General features: G+C 39.5%; 15 protein-coding genes. All 15 read left to right on the top strand.

Going from position 1 to position 17,937, the window contains the following annotated elements:
• Positions 1 to 4 precede the first annotated feature (4 nt).
• The 15 genes from FXF36_RS03415 (at position 5) to FXF36_RS03345 (ending at position 17,936) form a co-directional block, all read left to right on the top strand.
• Positions 5 to 1,432, top strand: coding sequence for a capsular polysaccharide export protein, LipB/KpsS family (locus FXF36_RS03415; RefSeq protein ID WP_151622481.1), 1,428 nt, complete (start codon positions 5 to 7; stop codon positions 1,430 to 1,432).
• Positions 1,433 to 1,591: 159 nt separating this feature from the next.
• A complete protein-coding gene (locus FXF36_RS03410; RefSeq protein WP_151622480.1) occupies positions 1,592 to 2,572 on the top strand; it encodes an NAD-dependent 4,6-dehydratase LegB in 981 nt (326 codons plus the stop codon).
• A 176-nt stretch (positions 2,573 to 2,748) separates the two neighbouring features.
• Positions 2,749 to 3,789 carry a sugar phosphate nucleotidyltransferase gene (locus tag FXF36_RS03405; protein WP_151622479.1) on the top strand — a complete coding sequence of 347 codons (1,041 nt, stop codon included), beginning with the start codon at positions 2,749 to 2,751 and terminating at the stop codon, positions 3,787 to 3,789.
• 8 nt (positions 3,790 to 3,797) lie between these two features.
• Positions 3,798 to 5,459, top strand: a complete 1,662-nt coding sequence (locus FXF36_RS03400; RefSeq protein ID WP_151622478.1) for a DUF2142 domain-containing protein — start codon at positions 3,798 to 3,800, stop codon at positions 5,457 to 5,459.
• Between the two features lie 21 nt (positions 5,460 to 5,480).
• Positions 5,481 to 6,677: a glycosyltransferase family 4 protein gene (locus tag FXF36_RS03395; RefSeq protein ID WP_151622477.1), complete on the top strand. Its 1,197-nt coding sequence runs from the start codon at positions 5,481 to 5,483 to the stop codon at positions 6,675 to 6,677.
• Positions 6,674 to 7,495: a glycosyltransferase family 2 protein gene (locus FXF36_RS03390; RefSeq protein WP_151622476.1), complete on the top strand. Its 822-nt coding sequence runs from the start codon at positions 6,674 to 6,676 to the stop codon at positions 7,493 to 7,495. The genes FXF36_RS03395 and FXF36_RS03390 overlap by 4 nt, the downstream gene beginning before the upstream one ends.
• Positions 7,485 to 8,534 (top strand): N-acetylneuraminate synthase family protein, encoded by a 1,050-nt coding sequence (locus FXF36_RS03385; RefSeq protein WP_151622475.1) that lies wholly within the window; start codon positions 7,485 to 7,487, stop codon positions 8,532 to 8,534. The genes FXF36_RS03390 and FXF36_RS03385 overlap by 11 nt, the downstream gene beginning before the upstream one ends.
• 142 nt (positions 8,535 to 8,676) lie before the next feature.
• A complete protein-coding gene (locus FXF36_RS03380) occupies positions 8,677 to 9,375 on the top strand; it encodes an acylneuraminate cytidylyltransferase family protein (RefSeq protein WP_151622474.1) in 699 nt (232 codons plus the stop codon).
• A gap of 95 nt (positions 9,376 to 9,470) precedes the next feature.
• Positions 9,471 to 10,622, top strand: a complete 1,152-nt coding sequence (locus FXF36_RS03375; protein WP_151622473.1) for a DUF6077 domain-containing protein — start codon at positions 9,471 to 9,473, stop codon at positions 10,620 to 10,622.
• Between the two features lie 9 nt (positions 10,623 to 10,631).
• Positions 10,632 to 12,185, top strand: a complete 1,554-nt coding sequence (locus FXF36_RS03370; RefSeq protein WP_151622472.1) for a ComEC/Rec2 family competence protein — start codon at positions 10,632 to 10,634, stop codon at positions 12,183 to 12,185.
• A 43-nt stretch (positions 12,186 to 12,228) separates the two neighbouring features.
• Positions 12,229 to 13,494, top strand: a complete 1,266-nt coding sequence (locus tag FXF36_RS03365; protein ID WP_151622471.1) for an O-antigen ligase family protein — start codon at positions 12,229 to 12,231, stop codon at positions 13,492 to 13,494.
• Positions 13,495 to 13,498: 4 nt separating this feature from the next.
• A complete protein-coding gene (locus tag FXF36_RS03360; RefSeq protein WP_167511276.1) occupies positions 13,499 to 14,872 on the top strand; it encodes a sugar transferase in 1,374 nt (457 codons plus the stop codon).
• Between the two features lie 9 nt (positions 14,873 to 14,881).
• Positions 14,882 to 16,042, top strand: a complete 1,161-nt coding sequence (locus tag FXF36_RS03355; protein WP_151622469.1) for a glycosyltransferase family protein — start codon at positions 14,882 to 14,884, stop codon at positions 16,040 to 16,042.
• Entirely contained in the window at positions 16,039 to 17,103 is a 1,065-nt protein-coding gene (locus tag FXF36_RS03350; protein ID WP_151622468.1) for a WaaS/CpsH family glycosyltransferase, read from the top strand. The genes FXF36_RS03355 and FXF36_RS03350 overlap by 4 nt, the downstream gene beginning before the upstream one ends.
• Before the next feature lie 2 nt (positions 17,104 to 17,105).
• On the top strand, positions 17,106 to 17,936 hold the full coding sequence (locus FXF36_RS03345; RefSeq protein ID WP_151622467.1) for an NAD-dependent epimerase/dehydratase family protein: 831 nt from the start codon (positions 17,106 to 17,108) through the stop codon (positions 17,934 to 17,936).
• Position 17,937: the final 1 nt, after the last annotated feature.

Below are 17,937 nucleotides of genomic sequence, written 5' to 3'. Positions count from 1 at the left end.
TAAATTGTACACTATTTGTTTTATGGCAAGGCATCCATTTAATGATTTTTCACCTGCCGTATATAAAAAAATAAAAGAAAACCACGATGATCAGGTTCGCGGAGTGTTTATCACCTGCGATAAAAAAGAGTCAAAATATATCTATGATAAGTTCGATAAGGATGAGGTTGTAGTATGTGATATGTCGTCCTTTATGAATGAACATTGGGATGAGTTTACTCTTGAAAAGCTGGCAGAGTACGAGAAAAAGTATGATGCAGCACCTATGTGGAAATACATATACACTGACAGATTTTTGATTTATCGCGATTATGATTATTGTGTGCATACAGCAGCTGGTCTTATCGCTTTTTGGGAGTATGTATTTACAACCTATAATGTGGATTTCTTCTATGATGAGGTTATTGCAACCTTCCTCACCTACGCCGCATATCTGGTAGGAAAGAAGACTGGCACAGGCTATTATTCTCTTATGTTTATGAGAGCTTGTGGCAAGGATTTGACTCATCATTATATTTTAAATGACCCATTTGAAAAGATTTATAATATGCCTAAGAACTATGCTGACATCCCTGTAACAGAGGAGCAGCGTGCAGAGGCGGAGGCTTTCCTTACAAAGTTTGAGGAAAAGCAGTCTAAGCCAGCATTTATGCAGTTCTCGGGGAAAAAGCCAAAATGGAAGGCAAAGTTTTTTATTTTGCCACTTTTCTACATCAGACAGAGATTTTTCAATCCACATACAAGGGACAAGGGTTCATATATTTATTACAAGGCTTATGAAGCTACAATGGACCCTATTAAGTGGTATTTCAGATATCAGAAGGCTAAGAAGTATTTTAAGAAGGCGGATTATTCAAAGAAGTTTGTGTACTTCCCACTTCATCTGCAGCCAGAGGCTACAACAATTGTATGTGCACAAAAGTATGAAAAGCAGCTATATTTCATCGATAATTTGGTAAAATCTTTACCTGCAGATACTGTACTTTATGTTAAGGAGCATTATTCATTCCTTGGAATTCGTCCAAACAGCTTCTATGAGCAGTTTAATCAGTATCCAAACGTGGTTCTTATTGACCCATGGGAGGATTCGCTGAAGCTTATAGATAAGAGTGAATGTGTTGCTACACTTACAGGTACGGCAGGGCAGGAAGCAATGCTTCTTCGCCACCCAGTATTTATGAGTGGAGATATTGTTTATACAGGAGCTCCTGGTGTTATGCACCTTGAGGAGGTCTTTGGAAATTACGAGAGCGCACTTGCAAACTACAAGCGTCCATCTCGTGAGGAAATAATTCAGTATTTGGCAGTCTATATGAGCTGCGCCCGCGAGGGTAATACCTACGTAATGAGCGAAGATCGTTTGAAGGACGAAAACATTACGCTGGTAGCAAAATCGATGTATGAGTATTTTCAGGAAATAAAGGGTGAATAATCAAGCAGCTACACAGATTAGGCAAGCGCGAGCAGGGAAGTATCATGCCGAGCTAGGAGGACGCCCCGAAGGGGAAAGTTGCCTAGCGAAGGTACGAGGGGTGCCCTGCGGGAGCATGAGATAGTAGGATGCTGCTGAAGTAATTTGGAGGAATTTTGAATGAGTAAGGTTTTAGTTACAGGATCTGATGGATTCATTGGTTCACATTTAGTAGAGGAGTTGGTAAAGAAGGGCTATGAAGTAAAGGCTTTTGTTTACTACAATTCGTTTAATAACTGGGGATGGCTTGATACTCTTGATAAGAGCATCATGGATCATGTAGAGGTATTTGCAGGTGATGTCCGTGACCCTAACGGTGTTCGCGAGGCTATGAAGGGCTGCGATGCAGTATTCCATCTTGCAGCACTTATCGCTATTCCATTCTCATATCACAGCCCAGATGCATATGTAGATACAAACATCAAGGGAACTCTTAACATCCTTCAGGCTGCAAGAGACCTTGGTACAAAGCGTGTTCTTGTTACATCTACATCAGAGGTTTATGGAACAGCTCAGTATGTACCTATCGATGAGAAGCACCCATATCAGGGCCAGTCACCATACTCTGCTACAAAGATTGGTGCAGACAGACTTGCAGAGTCATTCTACCGTTCATTCGATTTACCTGTTACAATTGTGCGTCCATTTAATACATTCGGTCCACGTCAGTCAGCTCGTGCTGTTATTCCTACAATCATCACACAGCTTCTTGCAGGTAAGGAAGAAATCAAGCTTGGTTCACTTACACCAACACGTGATTTCAATTATGTAAAGGATACAGCTGCTGGTTTCATCGCTATGTATGAAAGCGACAAGACTATCGGTCAGGAAATCAACATTGCTACTCAGAAGGAAATCTCTATCGGACAGCTTGCTGAAGAGCTTATCCGTCAGATTAATCCAAATGCAAAGATTATCTGCGATGAGGATAGACTTCGTCCAGAGAAGTCTGAGGTTAATCGTCTCCTTGGTTCTAACCAGAAGATTCTTCAGCTCACAGACTGGAAGCCACAGTACACCTTCGAGCAGGGCCTTGCCGAGACAATTGAGTTCCTTCGTAATAACTTAGATAAATACAAAGTAGATATTTACAATATTTAATTATTTGGAAAGTAAATATTTAAATATAGAATAGCCAATACAATAGACCTTGATGAGCCATCCCTACTTAGATGGTGCTATAGCAGCATCTTATGTAGGGGAATGAGCGAATAAGAGCGAAAGCGTGTCTATGTATGGCTATGATATATTTAAATATGTATTATATGAGAAAATATATGGAAAATGTATTTATAAAAGAGACAGATACAATTTTACAGGCTATGAAAACCTTCGATGAGAGTGCCAGACGTACTGTCTTCATTGTTGATGAAGACATGAAGCTAATAGCAGCACTTTCAGAAGGCGACGTGCGTCGTTTTATTCTTTCAGGTGGAGATTTAAACGAGGTAGTCAGCAAGATTGCAAACTATCATCCTCGCACAATGAAAGAAGATGATAGAGATGGTGCCAAGGAATTCCTTAGCCGTCACAATATCGAAGGTGTTCCTATTGTTGATGATAATGGCGTTGTTATTGACACTGTTTTCTGGAGCGCCGGAAAGCGAACACATCAGAGCAACCTTACTACACCAGTTGTTATGATGGCTGGCGGAAAAGGTACACGCCTTTATCCTTACACACGCATTTTGCCAAAGCCACTTATTCCTGTTGGGGAGAAGCCTATTGCAGAGCTTATTTTCGATGGATTTGCAGAGTACGGCATCAGCAGAATGATTATGATTGTTAACCACAAGAAAAACATGATTAAGTCATATTTTTCTGAGGCGAGTGTGCCATATGAGATTGAGTATGCAGATGAGGATACACCACTTGGAACAGGTGGTGGGCTTTCACTCCTTCGTGGGAAGCTTGATGAGACATTTATCCTTACAAACTGTGACATTCTTATAGAGGATGATTACTCGAAGATTTATGAGCATCACAAAAAAGAGGGCAATGTAATTACTATGGTGTGCTCTCTTAGAAATTTTCAGGTTGCTTACGGCGTGGTAGAGTTTGGTGAGCACGGAAATATTACAGATATGAAGGAGAAGCCAGAGTTTAGCTTCTTTACAAATACAGGTATTTACATTGTAGAGCCAGAGGTATTCGACTATATCAAAGATGGCGAGTTTATTGGCTTCCCAGACATTATTAATCGCATCAAGAATGATGGAAAAAAGGTTGGTGTTTATCCTATCAACGAGAATTCGTGGATGGATATGGGACAGCTTGACGAGCTCAACAAGATGGAAAGTCGTCTAAGAGGAAAATAGGGAAAATAATGGAAAGAATAAAACAGTATTTTTCAGATATGAATAGAGACAAAGCCGTGAAAATTGCCGCAGTTTTAGCTGGGGCAATTAGTATTGTTTACGCCTTGATTTTTTATTTCAGGAATTGCTTTAACAGTGCAGCAACAAAGAAAACAAACTTTTATTTCGGAATTATTTTCATCGTGATGATTGCAATTACGATTTATGTTTTGAGAAAGCTTTTGCTTGATAAGAAATGGAATTATCCAAGGTTATTCGTCATCATGTCCATTGCTTGGACATTTTGTATGCAGCTCGTCATGCCTCCTATCTCTGGAGTTGATGAGGTTCAGCATTATTACAGTGCATATCATTGCTCAAATATCATGATGGGAATGAAGGATCACAATCTTGGTCTGGATAAATATCATCAGATGATATGGACTGACGAATCCTTCTTCTACATGAGGGCTGAGGATTATTATATGATGCCTTATGTGGATGTGACCTTCCCTTATGAATATGCTATTTTGGCAAATGGTAATTGGTTTAAGCATGGTGAAGATTTGCAGGATAATGTGGAGTGCCATATTAACCCAACAAAGGCATCAAGATATTTAGTGTCAGCAGTTGGAATTACTATAGCCAGATTGCTTGGCTTTGGATTTGCTGGCGTTATATTTATGGGACGCTTTATGAATTCACTCTCTCTGATTATAGCGGGATGGATTGCATTAAAACTCCTTCCAGTTGGACGTCATCAGTTTTTTACTTTTGCATTTTTCCCAACATTAATTCACTTATGTAGTTCATATTCTTATGACAACATGAGTATTCTGTTTTCACTTGCATTGCTCACGTTGTGTCTGTATTATGGACAGCCACAGGTGAAGTTGCATGCATGGGATTTGATAATTCTTGGAATCTGTGTAGTATTCCTTATTCCAAACAAGACTGTTTATGTAATATTTGCAATTTGGATTTTTGCTATTCCGGTAAAGAAATGGTGGAGCGATGTAGTTCTTAGCAAAAAGTGGTACGAGTATGGTATTTTGGCAGTGCTGATTGCGGGAGCAGCGGTAGTGTTTAAGAAAGTATTCGTTAAGTATTTTTGGAAGGTATACAGCCTTATCTTCTGGTCAAGCAATGAATCAGTATCAGAGGTCGATCCAACCAGACAGGTATGGAGCTGGGAGTATTTCAAGGGTCACAAGCTTGAGACCTTCAAGTTTGCGTGGGATGGTATTAAGTCAGATTTTTGGTTCAATATCAAGCACGTAGTTGGTAGCGAGATTGGTCATACAAATCTGAATGCACAGGTACCAATGGCCTGCATAATTGTGATGCTCTTGATTATGATAGCAGGAATTATTTTCATAAAAGGCAAGAGACTTACAAAGTGGCAGTACATATTCTTAGGCTTGGGAATATTCATTTGCCTAGTAGGTATTTTTGTTGGATGCATGACTAGATTTACACCTATCGAAAGCCAGAGAATTCAGATTTCTTTTAGATATTTAATTCCATTATATATGGCTTTATGTATCATTCTTGGCACAGATGCCAAGGAAAACAAATTAGCATTGACATTGATTTACGTACAAAACCTCACTTTGATATATGCAATGTGTGGTCTGCTCTATTTCTTACTTCATTTAAGAGATGGAATGCCAATGCCATTTGAAATGTAATAAAAAGTATTGAGAGAATATATGAAAAAACATATTTTAATAGTTTGTCAGTTTTTCTACCCAGAGCCATTTCGCATAAGCGATATTGCTTTTGAATGGGTAAAGAGAGGATATAAAGTTTCAGTAGTGACGGGATTGCCTAACTACCCAGAGGGCAAGGTTTATCCTGGTTACGGATTATTTAAGAAGAGAAAAGAAGTAATCAACGGAGTTGAGGTATATCGCATTCCAGAGATACCTCGAGGCAAGAATAAATTTGGACTTGTGCTCAACTATCTGAGCTTTCCGTTCTTTGGTTTCTTTTGGAATTTATTCACAAAAATAGAAGCGGACGAGGTTTTCATGCTTGAGACATCTCCGATGCATCAGTGCAAGGTTGGCGTGGCATATGCAAAGAAGCATAAGGTGCCATGCTACTTGTATGTTCAGGACCTGTGGCCAGAGAACCTTGAGATGATAACAGGAATACATAATCCTATTATCATTAAGCCGATTGAGAGAATGGTTCGAAAGATTTACAAGGGTTGTACTCATATCTGGGGAAGTAGCCCAAGCTTTGTGGAGGCAATTCGTAAATACGTAGACACAGAGGAGCATGATAAGGTAAGCTTTTGGGCACAGTACGCGGAAGAATTCTATGAACCAAGACCAAAGAAGGACCACAAGGGCTTCAATGTGATTTTTACAGGAAATATTGGTGTAGCACAGGGCCTTGAAATATTACCTGAGGCAGCAGCTATTATTCGAAATGAGGGAATCAAGGATGTTCGTTTCACAATTGTAGGAGATGGACGTGCACGTCATTCCTTTGAAGAAAGTATTACAAGAGCTGGAGTGTGGGATTTGTTTGAATTCACAGGCCGAGTGAAGGGGACAGAGGTCCCTGACATTTTAGCTACAGGTGATGCAGCATTCCTTTCTTTTGCAGATGACGACCTTTTTTCAAAGACTATTCCAGCAAAGCTTCAGTCATATATGGCCTGCGCAATGCCTATTATTGCATCAGCCAAGGGCGAGACTGTTAGAGTGATTGGAGAAGCAGAATGTGGACTTTGCTCAAATATTGGTGATGCAAGAGCACTTGCGATGAACATTATCAAGATGAGAAATATGTCCGCTACTGAGCTTAGAGTGATGGGCGAAAATGCCTATGCGTACAATAAGGAGCACTTCTCGAAGAAGAAGTTAATGGATGAGATTGACGAGTATATGAGATGAAAACATGTATAGCAACAGTAATATATACACAAGCTAAGCCTTATCTACAGGATTTATTAGACTCTGTGGATAACCAGTCCGACTCAGACTTTGATTTATTGATAATCAATGATAATTATTCAACTAATGAGCTGGAGGAATTAAATTTGCCTGAATCAGCAGTTGTTGTGGATTGCCATGAAAAGCATTTATCGATTGTTGGTACTCGTATCGAAATGCTTAGGCAAGCCAAGCAATTGGGATATGATTTGGCAATACTTGTGGATGCAGATGATGCTTGCTCAGCCACAAGGGTTGCAGAGTACAAAAAAGCCTATGAATTAGACAAAACTAAGGTATTCTTTTATAATAAATTCGTTACAGAGGATGGCAAAGATGTGTTCAAAATCCTCCCTGAATCAGTGACGGATGTAAAGCTAATATCACAGCAAAATTTCCTTGGTCTGTCAAATACAGGAATTAGATTGGATGCCATTTCAGATGAGTTTTTAGACAGTCTAAATGAGTGTGAATCACCTGTCTTCGACTGGTATCTGTTTACAAGAATTCTAATGGATATAGGCGAAGGACAGCTGGTGGATAATGCTACAACAATTTATCGTATATATGAGAATAACACTGCTGGAACAAGCAGAGATTTAAAGAAGGAGTTGGATGTTAAAAGAAAACATTACAGTATTCTTTCTGAAAGATATGATTGTTTTAAAGAAATGAAAACTAAGCTTCTGGCCATGGAAGAATCCGACCTAAAGCTTTCAAATAATCACCAGGGATACTGGTGGAGTGATATACAGATGGAGGACAATTATGAGATTTAATTATCAGGCAATGGTAGAAGGTAATCAGAGACCTTATATAATCGCAGAGCTTGGTGCTAATCACAATGGTGATATGGAGCTTGCCAAGACACTTATCAAGACAGCAAAGGAGTGCGGTGCTGACGCCGTTAAGCTTCAGTCTTGGACAGTAGATGACCTCTTTTCAAAGAAGAAGTATGAGGATAACTATTTCCTTGGAGATGATTACAGAAACCGTACAGACTATACATTAAAGTCGGTTATGGAGGCATATGCTGTTTCAAAGGAGCAGCACGTTATGCTTCAGAAGTACTGCGAGGAGCTTGATATCGATTTTGTATCTACACCATTCTCAATGGCTGGTGCAGATTTCCTTGTTGATGAGCTTCACGTTCCATATCTTAAGGTTGCATCACTTGATGTAGATAACATTCCATTCCTTAGACACGTAGGTAGCAAGGGTGTTCCTGTAGTTATCTCAACAGGTCTTACAGGTATGGATGATGTTTGTGCAGCAGTTCAGGCTCTTGAAGAGGGCGGCTGTCACGAGATTGTTATCCTTCACTGTGTATCTATGTACCCACCAAAGGATGAGAATGTTAACCTTAACAACATTGATATGTATAACATGGTATTTGATTATCCAGTTGGTTACTCAGATCATACAATCGGCACAGTTGCACCAATCATGAGTATTGCTAAGAACGTATGCATCATCGAGAAGCACTTCACAATGGATAAGAACATGGAAGGATGGGATCACAAGGTTAGTGCTGACCCAGCAGAGCTTAAGGCTATTTGTGATGCTGCTCGTCAGGGCTACGCAATGCTTGGTAACTACCACAAGGTAGTAGTAGAGGATCAGAACCGTCGTGACGAGTTCAAGCGCTCAATCGTTGCAAAGCACGATATGCCAGCAGGTCACGTTCTTACATTCGAAGACCTTGACTACAAGCGCCCAGGTACAGGAATCTCTCCTAAGTATTATGAGGCTCTCATCGGACGTCAGCTTAAGCACGACGTAAAGTATGATGACATATTTACTTGGGGTGACTTTTAACAGAAGATATTTCGTGGATAATACTGAAATGTACTAGCTTGTAGGGGACAATGATATATTCTATTTTTCGAGAATATAGTGAAAACGATGAGAAAAATAGAATTATATTATTGTCACCGTAACAAGCGGAGGATTTAGAATTATGATAGCATTTATTCCAGCTCGTGGGGGATCTAAAGGTGTCCCAGGGAAGAATATCAAAAATTTATGCGGCAAGCCTCTTATCGCATATACGATAGAGGCCTGCAAGAAGGCAAAGCACATTGATAGAGTCATCGTCACTACAGATGACGAGGACATCGCAAGGGTAGCAAGAGAGTACGGCGCTGAGGTTCCATTTATGCGTCCAGATTATCTTGCCAGCGATACAGCTTCAGCTGTAGATGTTTATATTCATGCAGCAGAGTGGGTTATGAATGAGACAGGCGAAAAGCTTGATAAATTCATGGTGTGCCTTGCTACTGTTCCATGTAGAGACGAGCATCATATTGACGAGGCAATTGAGAAGTTTGAATCGGACAAGTCTACTACTCTCATTTCCTTCACAGAGGCAGAGGTGCCACCAGGATGGTACCATGTGGTAGATGAAAATGGACGAGTTTCAAATGCGGGCTTTGGTGCTGCAGGCTCTAATATAGCAAACCGCCAAACCAACGCAACATACTATATTCCTAACGGAGCAATCTATATTCTTGATTACAATCTCCTGAAGGAAAAGCGAACCTATTATTGCGATAACACCACAACCTACGTGATGTCACGTGAGGACTCCGTGGATATCGATTATCCAATCGATTTCGAGATTGCGAAATTAATGGTCGAAAATAAATATTATAAGTAGCCTGTAATTCACAAAGTAATTCTTCTCTGAAAGGAACATTTAGTGACTGAAAGAGAATGGATTCTTTGTGAATGTAACAGGCGGGAGACAGTCTTTTGATAATAATTAGAGCAATAGCCTTGCTGCTTTTTTTCACAGTTGTTCCATTTGCAGTAGGCAGACTAATTACATATAGAGCAAAGTCAAATCTGATTTCTGAATATCTTGTTGGATTCTTTGGAAATCTCGGTATTTTTTATATCCTTTTTGCATTTTATAACTGGGCTCAGATATGGAAAACATATACGGATCCAGTTATTGGTGCGTTTACAAAGCTTTGCAGAATGTATCTCATAGTCATAGCAGTACTAATAGTGCTCTGGGCATGGTTAGACAGAGCTACGATAAGAAAGAGTGTTAACATCCTTAAAACTGAGCTTGAAAGATATATAAGCTCCGTAAAGAAGGATAAATTCGTTTTTATTTATTCCATCGTATTTGCGGTATTGTTCGCGGCTCAGCTTTATTTTGCCCTTGGATATGAGGTAAATGAGTGGTCATACGATGATTATGACTATGTAGTATCCAGTAAGGATACTGTGTCCAGCGACACACTTACATATATCAATTTTATTGACGGCACCATGCCAAATATTGCTGAAAAGAGAGCAGCTACAGCGTGGGTTACATATATTGCATTTTTGTCAAAGGTATCTGGTTTTGAGGTTACAACAGTTAGCCATACTATTTTACCAGTGCTGTTATTAATGGTTGCATATCTGAATTTTTACTACATAGTAGGTGTATTGTTTGATGAGCTGGACAACAGACTGATTGCCATGATTCTCATATCAATGGCATATATTTTTGGTCTGTATTCTCATTACTCAGCCACCTTCAGATTATTGGGAGCTTTATGGCAGGGAAAGGCTGTTTTAACTACCATTGCGGTTCCGTTTTTAGTTGTATATCTGATAGAAATCTATGCTAAAAGGGTGGAGACTCGATACATGCTAACTATAGCTGCTGTTTCTTTGGGAGCATGTTCACTCACCTTGCTTTCTGCATTTTTTATTGCCATTAGCAGCTTGATAGTATGGGTTATTATGTGTGTTTATCACAGAAGAATTTATGGTATTAGATACCTTTTGGCTAGCCTGGTTGGTCCTGCCTTTTTAGGCGTCTTTTATGCAATGCTATGGATGCTTCAGCAGGATATGAAAAATAACGAGTATAAGTATTTTGAATTCCGTAAATACGGAAAATAGGTTTAATTGATGAGTTGGATTGATTACTTTTGGAATAGTACGAAAGGCTATTGGGGGAGCTTTGGTTATGTATCCCTTTTTGTAATAGCACTTGTACTTATTTTCAAATTTGAAAAAGTAAAGATACGACGATATGCTTTTCTTTGGTATACAGGATTCGCACTGCTTATCATCTACAATCCATTGACACTGTTCGTGAGCAGAAAGGTTTTAGAACCTACTACCTTCAATCAATATTACCTGAGATTTTTTAGTCTGATACCGGTAATGATTGTAATTGCTTATGGTTTTACGATTGGACTTTCGAAGTTTACAGGAACTAAAAAGTTCATTGGAGTAATTGGCGCCTGTGTGATTATAGCACTGCTTGGTAACTGCATTTACACTCAGGATTGGTTTACAAAGGCTGAGAACAGGAATAAGGTACCTCAGGATGTGGTTACAATCTGCGATTTGTTTGCAGATTATGAGGGCGATACCATAAGAATTATGGCACCTCAGGATATAGCAGTTTATTTAAGGCAGATGGATAGTCGTTTTTCCATGCCTTACAGCAGATATATTCCTGATGAGGCTTATGAGCTTACAAACGAGAAGCCTGATCCACAGGTGATTGTGGAGTACGCTCGGGAAAATGATGTCGATTATGTAGTGGTTTCCGCCGTTGAAGATATTTTAAATGCATATCTGAATTATGGCTTCACACTATATGGCAGGACGCCTTACTATGCGGTGCTTATGCCAAATGACCCTGTCTGGATTCTTACAGAATATGAAGATAAATCAGGAAATCAGGGACTGGCGTATACCTTGAAAAATCTTAATGATGGAACCCTTGTTGTAATTGATGGAGGCAATGTTGGTAACGACCAGCAGATGCGAGATGTCATCATGGAAAATGGTGGTACAGTAGATACATGGATTCTAACTCATTACCACAAGGATCACATAGATACCTTCAATGCAATCTATGAGGATCCACAGGGGATTAAGATTAAGGATATCTACGTTACACCTTTGGAGCCAGAGGTTTTCTATAGTCTGAACCTTCAGGAATGGGATGACGTTGATACCTTTGAAAAGTTTCAGGAAATTACAGAAGGCGCAGACAATATCAATAAGGTTAGTCGTGATGAGGTGCTGAGCCTCAGCGATGGCTTGAAGATTACCTTCTTCAATGCTATGGATGATGTAGTATTAAATGCAGAGGGACATGAGGATATTCCAAATAATGATTCCCTGGTGTTTAAGATAGAGACAGACAGCAGAAGCGCGTTGATTTGTGCTGATGCTCACAGTAAATATATAGCAGAGTATTTAGTGAAGACCTATGGAGATAAGCTGGATTCAGATATTCTTCAGTGTGGTCATCACGGAAATAACAGCATGCCTACCGAGACGGGCTTCTACGAAGCAGTTTCACCGGAGGTGGCAGTATTTGACAGTCCAGACTGGCTGATGACAAGCCCTGAATATACAGCAGGTGCTTTGGCAGCTTATCTTAAGGATTTGGGAGCAAGAATAATTTGGTTTAAATCCGCACCAAATGTTTTTGGATTTTAATTTTTTGGAACGGATTTGTAGGAGCTGAACATTGAGAGACTACTTGATTAATAATAAAAAGAATATATCTACTTTTCTGGTAATTGGTTTACTTTTTGCAAGATGCAATATGGGTCTTGCCTTTGGAAACGTTTATGTAGGAATCAATTTACTGTTCGACTTTTTGGCTTTCGTGTATTGCATCCTTCTTGTGGTTTTTACAGAGGATAAACGTCCGGTCAAAAATGCAATCTTCAGTCCGGCTATAGCATGGGCATTGATTTTTAGTATTTTGGTTTATATCTATGGACATTACCAGATAAGATATTCCTCTATTCACTACAGCAGAATGTATGCAATTCTTACTGTTGCACCTGCGATTTTTATCCTTATACTTCTTTATTACAATTCAAAGGAGGTTATGGATATTCTTTGCAATGCTGGAACCGTAGTGATTATGACTACTCTTATTACCAGCATGTTTTTTGATGAAGGATGGATTAAGTGGACTCAGGGTGATTATGCCCGAGTAGGCGAGACTCCTGCAGGTACATGCATCGATTCAGGAAATCTGATTTTACTTCTTTTGATTCCTATTCTTTATCGAATTATTGTTGAGAAGAAGGTTAAGAGATTCTTGTGGATTACCCTTATAGGTATTTTCCAGATTGTAGCGACAGGAGCAAAGTCTTCGGTTTTACCAATTGTTTTTGTATTTGCCATTATGATAGTTGGCGCTTCTGATGATATTAAGGTTATCAGAAGAAATCTCATTATACTTGCTGTTGGAGCAATTCTTTCCTTCACGGCAATAATGGTAGTTCCTCCTCTTTATGAGGTTGTAGGCTACAGAATAGCAGAGCTTTTCACAGGTGTTGCGTCTACAGAATATGATTTGCACACAAGTACAGGTCAGAGAATGGCTATGATAGCTTTGTTCAAGGAACATTTTGGAGAGTATCCACTATTTGGTCACGGCTTTTATGCATTCAAGGAAATGGCTTATTCGGCTATTGAGGAATACAAAGTTGATGGAGTGGTAAGCTACAGAAATGTTCAGATCCATATGAACTTTTTAGAGTTATTATTCTCTTATGGAATCGTTGGGTTCGTACTTTATTATTGGTTCCCGGTTTATGTTTTATTCAGGACAATCAAAGCGAGAAAATTTGCTAAAATCATGGTATTTTCAATCATGATTTCATTCCTGTTTATGGATTTGGGAATTGATATGTATTATAAATATTTATTTCCATACTATGCTTATTTCTTAGCATATTTCTTTATGAAACAGGGACAGAACAAGGGATTTAATGTTGTAAAAGGGTGAAATAGTGAAAAATAAAAATACTATCAGAAAAATCGAGAGCATAATTGAATTATTGGTACTTACAGTAATCTACTACTACGTATGGCGTAACTTCATTTTTGACAAGCAATACTTCTGGCCTATGGTTGGTCGTGGTAAGTACGTACTCATGGGAGTTTACTTCATACTTGTGCTTGTTATTACACATCTTTGCGAGGGCTTTAAGTATGGCATCTTAAAGATTGCCGATGTACTTTTCTCACAGTGGATTGCTGTGACTATCGCAAATATCGTTACATACCTTCAGCTCTCACTTATGGCTAACGTAATGATAAATGCAGTGCCAATGATTTGGCTTACACTTACTGATTTTGTGGTTCAGGGAATATTCGTATATACGTTTTTTGCAATATACAACCATTATTCAGAGGCAAGCCGTCTTCTTATGGTGTACGGAAATAAAGAGTCGGTTGGTCTTAAGCTGAAAATGGATACCCGTGACGACAGTTATAATATTAAGAAGCTTATCAGCGTTGATGAGGGCTTTGATAGTATTTATAAAGAGCTTGAAAACTATGATGGTATTGTTATTTCAGATGTCAGTGCTGAGCAGAGAAACGATCTTTTAAAATACTGCTACATGCACGATATTCAGACATACATTACACCAAAGATTTCAGATGTAATCATTGGTGGCGGTGAGGATATCCACCAGTTTGATACACCACTTGTTATGATTAACACAACAGGTCTTACACCTGAACAGGAGATAGTAAAGAGATTTTTCGATATTGTTCTTTGCGTAATTGCGTCAGTTGTATTATCGCCACTTATGCTTATTATTGCGCTTGCTATCAAGCTTGAGGATCACGGTCCGGTGTTCTACAAGCAGGCACGTGTCACAAAGGATGGAAAGGTATTTGACATCCTTAAGTTCAGAAGTATGGTGGAGGATGCTGAGCAGCGTCCAGCTACAGATGATGATGACAGAATTACAAAGGTGGGACATGTAATCAGGGCTACACGTGTAGATGAGCTCCCACAGTTGTTTAATATTATCAAGGGAGATATGTCTATTGTTGGTCCACGTCCAGAGCGAATCGAGCACGTGGAATCTTACACAGCAGCTATCCCTGAGTTTGAGTTGCGTAGCAAGGTTAAGGGCGGTCTTACAGGCTTCGCACAGATTTATGGAAAGTACAATACATCAGCTTATGACAAGATTAAGCTTGATCTTATGTATATTGAAAATTACACCTTCCTTTTGGATGTTAAGCTTGTACTTATGACTATCAGAATTCTCTTTAAGAAGGAGAGTACAGAAGGGTTTGACAAGGTTGTTTCTGCAGATGAGATTTTGGCATCTATCGAGGCAGAAAAGAATAAGAGTGGAGAGTAGAAAATAATTATGAGAATACTTCATTTAGCATTGGCATCCCATTTTACAATTGGGATGCTGTATCAGGAAAACCAGATGATTGAATGTCAGCGTGCTGATGGACATGAGGTTCTTCTTATCACTGACAGATGGCATTATGAAAATGGTGAGCTTGTTAAGGGTCCAGAAGAGGACACTATAATGGATAACGGAGCCCGCCTCATCAGACTTACTTTGGACAGAGTTATGTGCTCAGAGCTTTGGACAGAGAAGACTCAGAAGTGTCATAAGGTTAGAGGGCTTATTGAGGAATTCAAGCCTGATACAATTCTTTTCCATGGTATGAGTGGATATGAAATTATGACTGCTGCGGATTATTGTAAGGAGCATCCAGAGTGCCTTCTTTTCATGGATTGCCATGAGGATTACAGTAACTCAGCAAGAAACATAATCAGTAAAACTTTCTACAAGGTTATTCACGGACACTTTATCAGCAAGGCAATGCCTGAGATTGACAAGGTCCTTTATATAGGCGCTGACATGCGTAACTGGATGAACGATTTGTACGTGATTCCAAAGGAGAAGCAGGAATTTATGGCTCCGGGTGGTACGCTCTACTCAATCGAGCAGCAGAAGAATGCCCGTCAGGAGATTATCAAAAAGTATGGGCTTCCTCAGGATGCTATTATTATGGCTCACTCTGGAAAGCTTGCTGCACCTAAGCGTACAGCAGAACTGCTTCGTGCTTTCAGCAGAGTTGACGACCCTAGAATGGCAATGTTTGTGTTTGGTTCTATTCCAGAGGATATGGAGTCAACAATTCGTCCATTGCTTGAGGCAGACTGCCGTGTTCATTTCATGGGCTGGAAGGTAAACAAAGAAATCGAGGAGTTCCTTGCAGGTGTGGATTTATACTGCCAGCCAGGAAGTCAGTCTTCTACCTTTGAAACAGCTATGTGTTGTGGTTGTGTAAATATGGCTTATCCATTCGACAGCTATACAGACGACACATACACAGACTGCAATCATGAGAATTACTTCTTTGTAGAAACAGAAGAGGATATCGAGAAAGTATTCAGGGATATCAAGGAAAATGTTCAGATACTTGAGCAGGCAAAGGCTAAGTCCTTCTCCTTCGCTCGTCTTAACTTTGACTATGCTGTGATATCAAGAAGAATATATACACTATGAGAAATTTAAAAGATAAAAATATTTTAATAATAATGCCAAAATTCTATGCCTACCAATCTAAGATGCAGGCAGATTTTGAGGCAAGAGGTGCACATCCTCATTTTTACGATGAGGAGCCTGAGAAGACCAAATTCTTAATTTTAAAGAACCTCGAAGCAATCTTCCACAAGAAGAATGTGTTCGATGGCTTCAATAAAAAGCTTAGGAATCAGATTTTCTCTGAGATGCCAGATGGTGGCTATGATTACCTTCTGGTAATAAGAGGTAATGTCCTAACAGAGCAGACCATCCATGAGCTTAAAAACAAGGCGTTAAAATCTACAGGCAAGTCGATTTACTACGCATGGGATTCCTTTGAGAATATGCGTCATAAGGGAGAACTGGGACGTCTTTTTGACTGGAGAGGAACCTTTGATTCTGTAAATGCAAAGGAGTCTGAGCTTGATTATAAGCTGTTACCTTTGTTTTATTCAGATGAGTTTGATGCGGAGAAGATTCCTGAAAGTGAAAAATCTGATGAGATTTATGATTATGTCAGCATATCAGCATTTTTTCCATTCAGATATCAGTATTTTAAGGCTTTCAAGAAAGCTAATCCTGATAAAAAGATGTGCTTAAAGCTTTATCTTGCGCCAAGCGTTTACCGCGGAAAGAAGCTAAAGGACCCAAAGCTGGTTAAGGATTTGGATATGGATATCATTAGCTTTGAACCATTTTCACCAGCTGAAATTCGCGACAAGGTGAAAAATTCCAAAGCAGTGCTCGATCTTGCACACGAGAAGCAACAAGGTCTGACAATGCGCACAATGGAAACTTTGGGAATTAAAAGAAAACTAGTTACAAACAACATATATTTACGTGAGTATGAGTTTTATAATGATAATAACGATATAATTCTCTCTAATCTTGCGGCAAAGGCTGAGGAAGCTGAGCGCACAGGTGATTACAGTGCATTCTGTCTTCCAGGCGATGAGTGGCTGGATCAGCCGTACGCGGAGAACGAAGACGTTCGTAAGAAATATAGTATTCATTCATGGATAGACAATTTATTTGAGGTATAAATATGAAATATTTAGTTACCGGTGCAAATGGTTATATTGGTCAGGGTGTAGTAAAGACTATGCTGGATCTTGGTGCAGAGGTAGTAGCTACAGATTTCCACACAGACGAGGTGGATGAGCGTGCCAGACGCATCGATGCAGATCTCTTCACTTTAGACGATCCATATGGCTATTTTGAAAAGCCAGATGTGGTTATTCATTTGGCATGGCGAGATGGTTTTCGTCACGCATCAGAGAATCACATGAAGGATTTGCCAAACCATTATGCGTTTATTGATAAGATGTGTAAGGCAGGTATCCGTAAGATGTGCGTCATGGGTACAATGCATGAGATTGGATTTATGGAGGGCTGTATCAAATCAGATACTCCATGTGCTCCACAGTCTCTTTATGGCATAGCTAAGAATGCTCTGCGTCAGGCTACCATGCTTATTTGTAAGGAAAACAACGTGAAGCTTCAGTGGCTTCGTGGTTACTATATCGTGGGAAATACTCACAGAGGCTGCAGCATTTTTTCTAAGCTTACAGCAGCTGCCGAGGCGGGAGATGAGACCTTCCCATTTACAACAGGTCAGAACCAGTTTGATTTTACTGACTATGATTTATTCTGCGAGCAGGTGGCAAAGGCATGTATGCAGGATGAGGTTCTTGGAATTATTGAGTGCTGTACAGGTAAGCCAATGAAGCTTGCTGATCGTGTGGAGAAATTCATTACGGATAATGGCTACAGCATTAGTCTTGCTTATGGCACATTCCCAGACAGACCATATGATTCAAAGGCAGTTTGGGGTGACTCGCGTAAAATAGATAAGATTTTAATGAATTGGAGATAGT

Origin of the sequence: Pseudobutyrivibrio xylanivorans (assembly GCF_008935055.1) — a bacterium.
GTDB classification, from domain to species: domain Bacteria; phylum Bacillota; class Clostridia; order Lachnospirales; family Lachnospiraceae; genus Pseudobutyrivibrio; species Pseudobutyrivibrio xylanivorans_A.
Note: the sequence above shows the minus strand (reverse complement) of the source record. Positions and strands in the feature narration are given on the sequence as shown.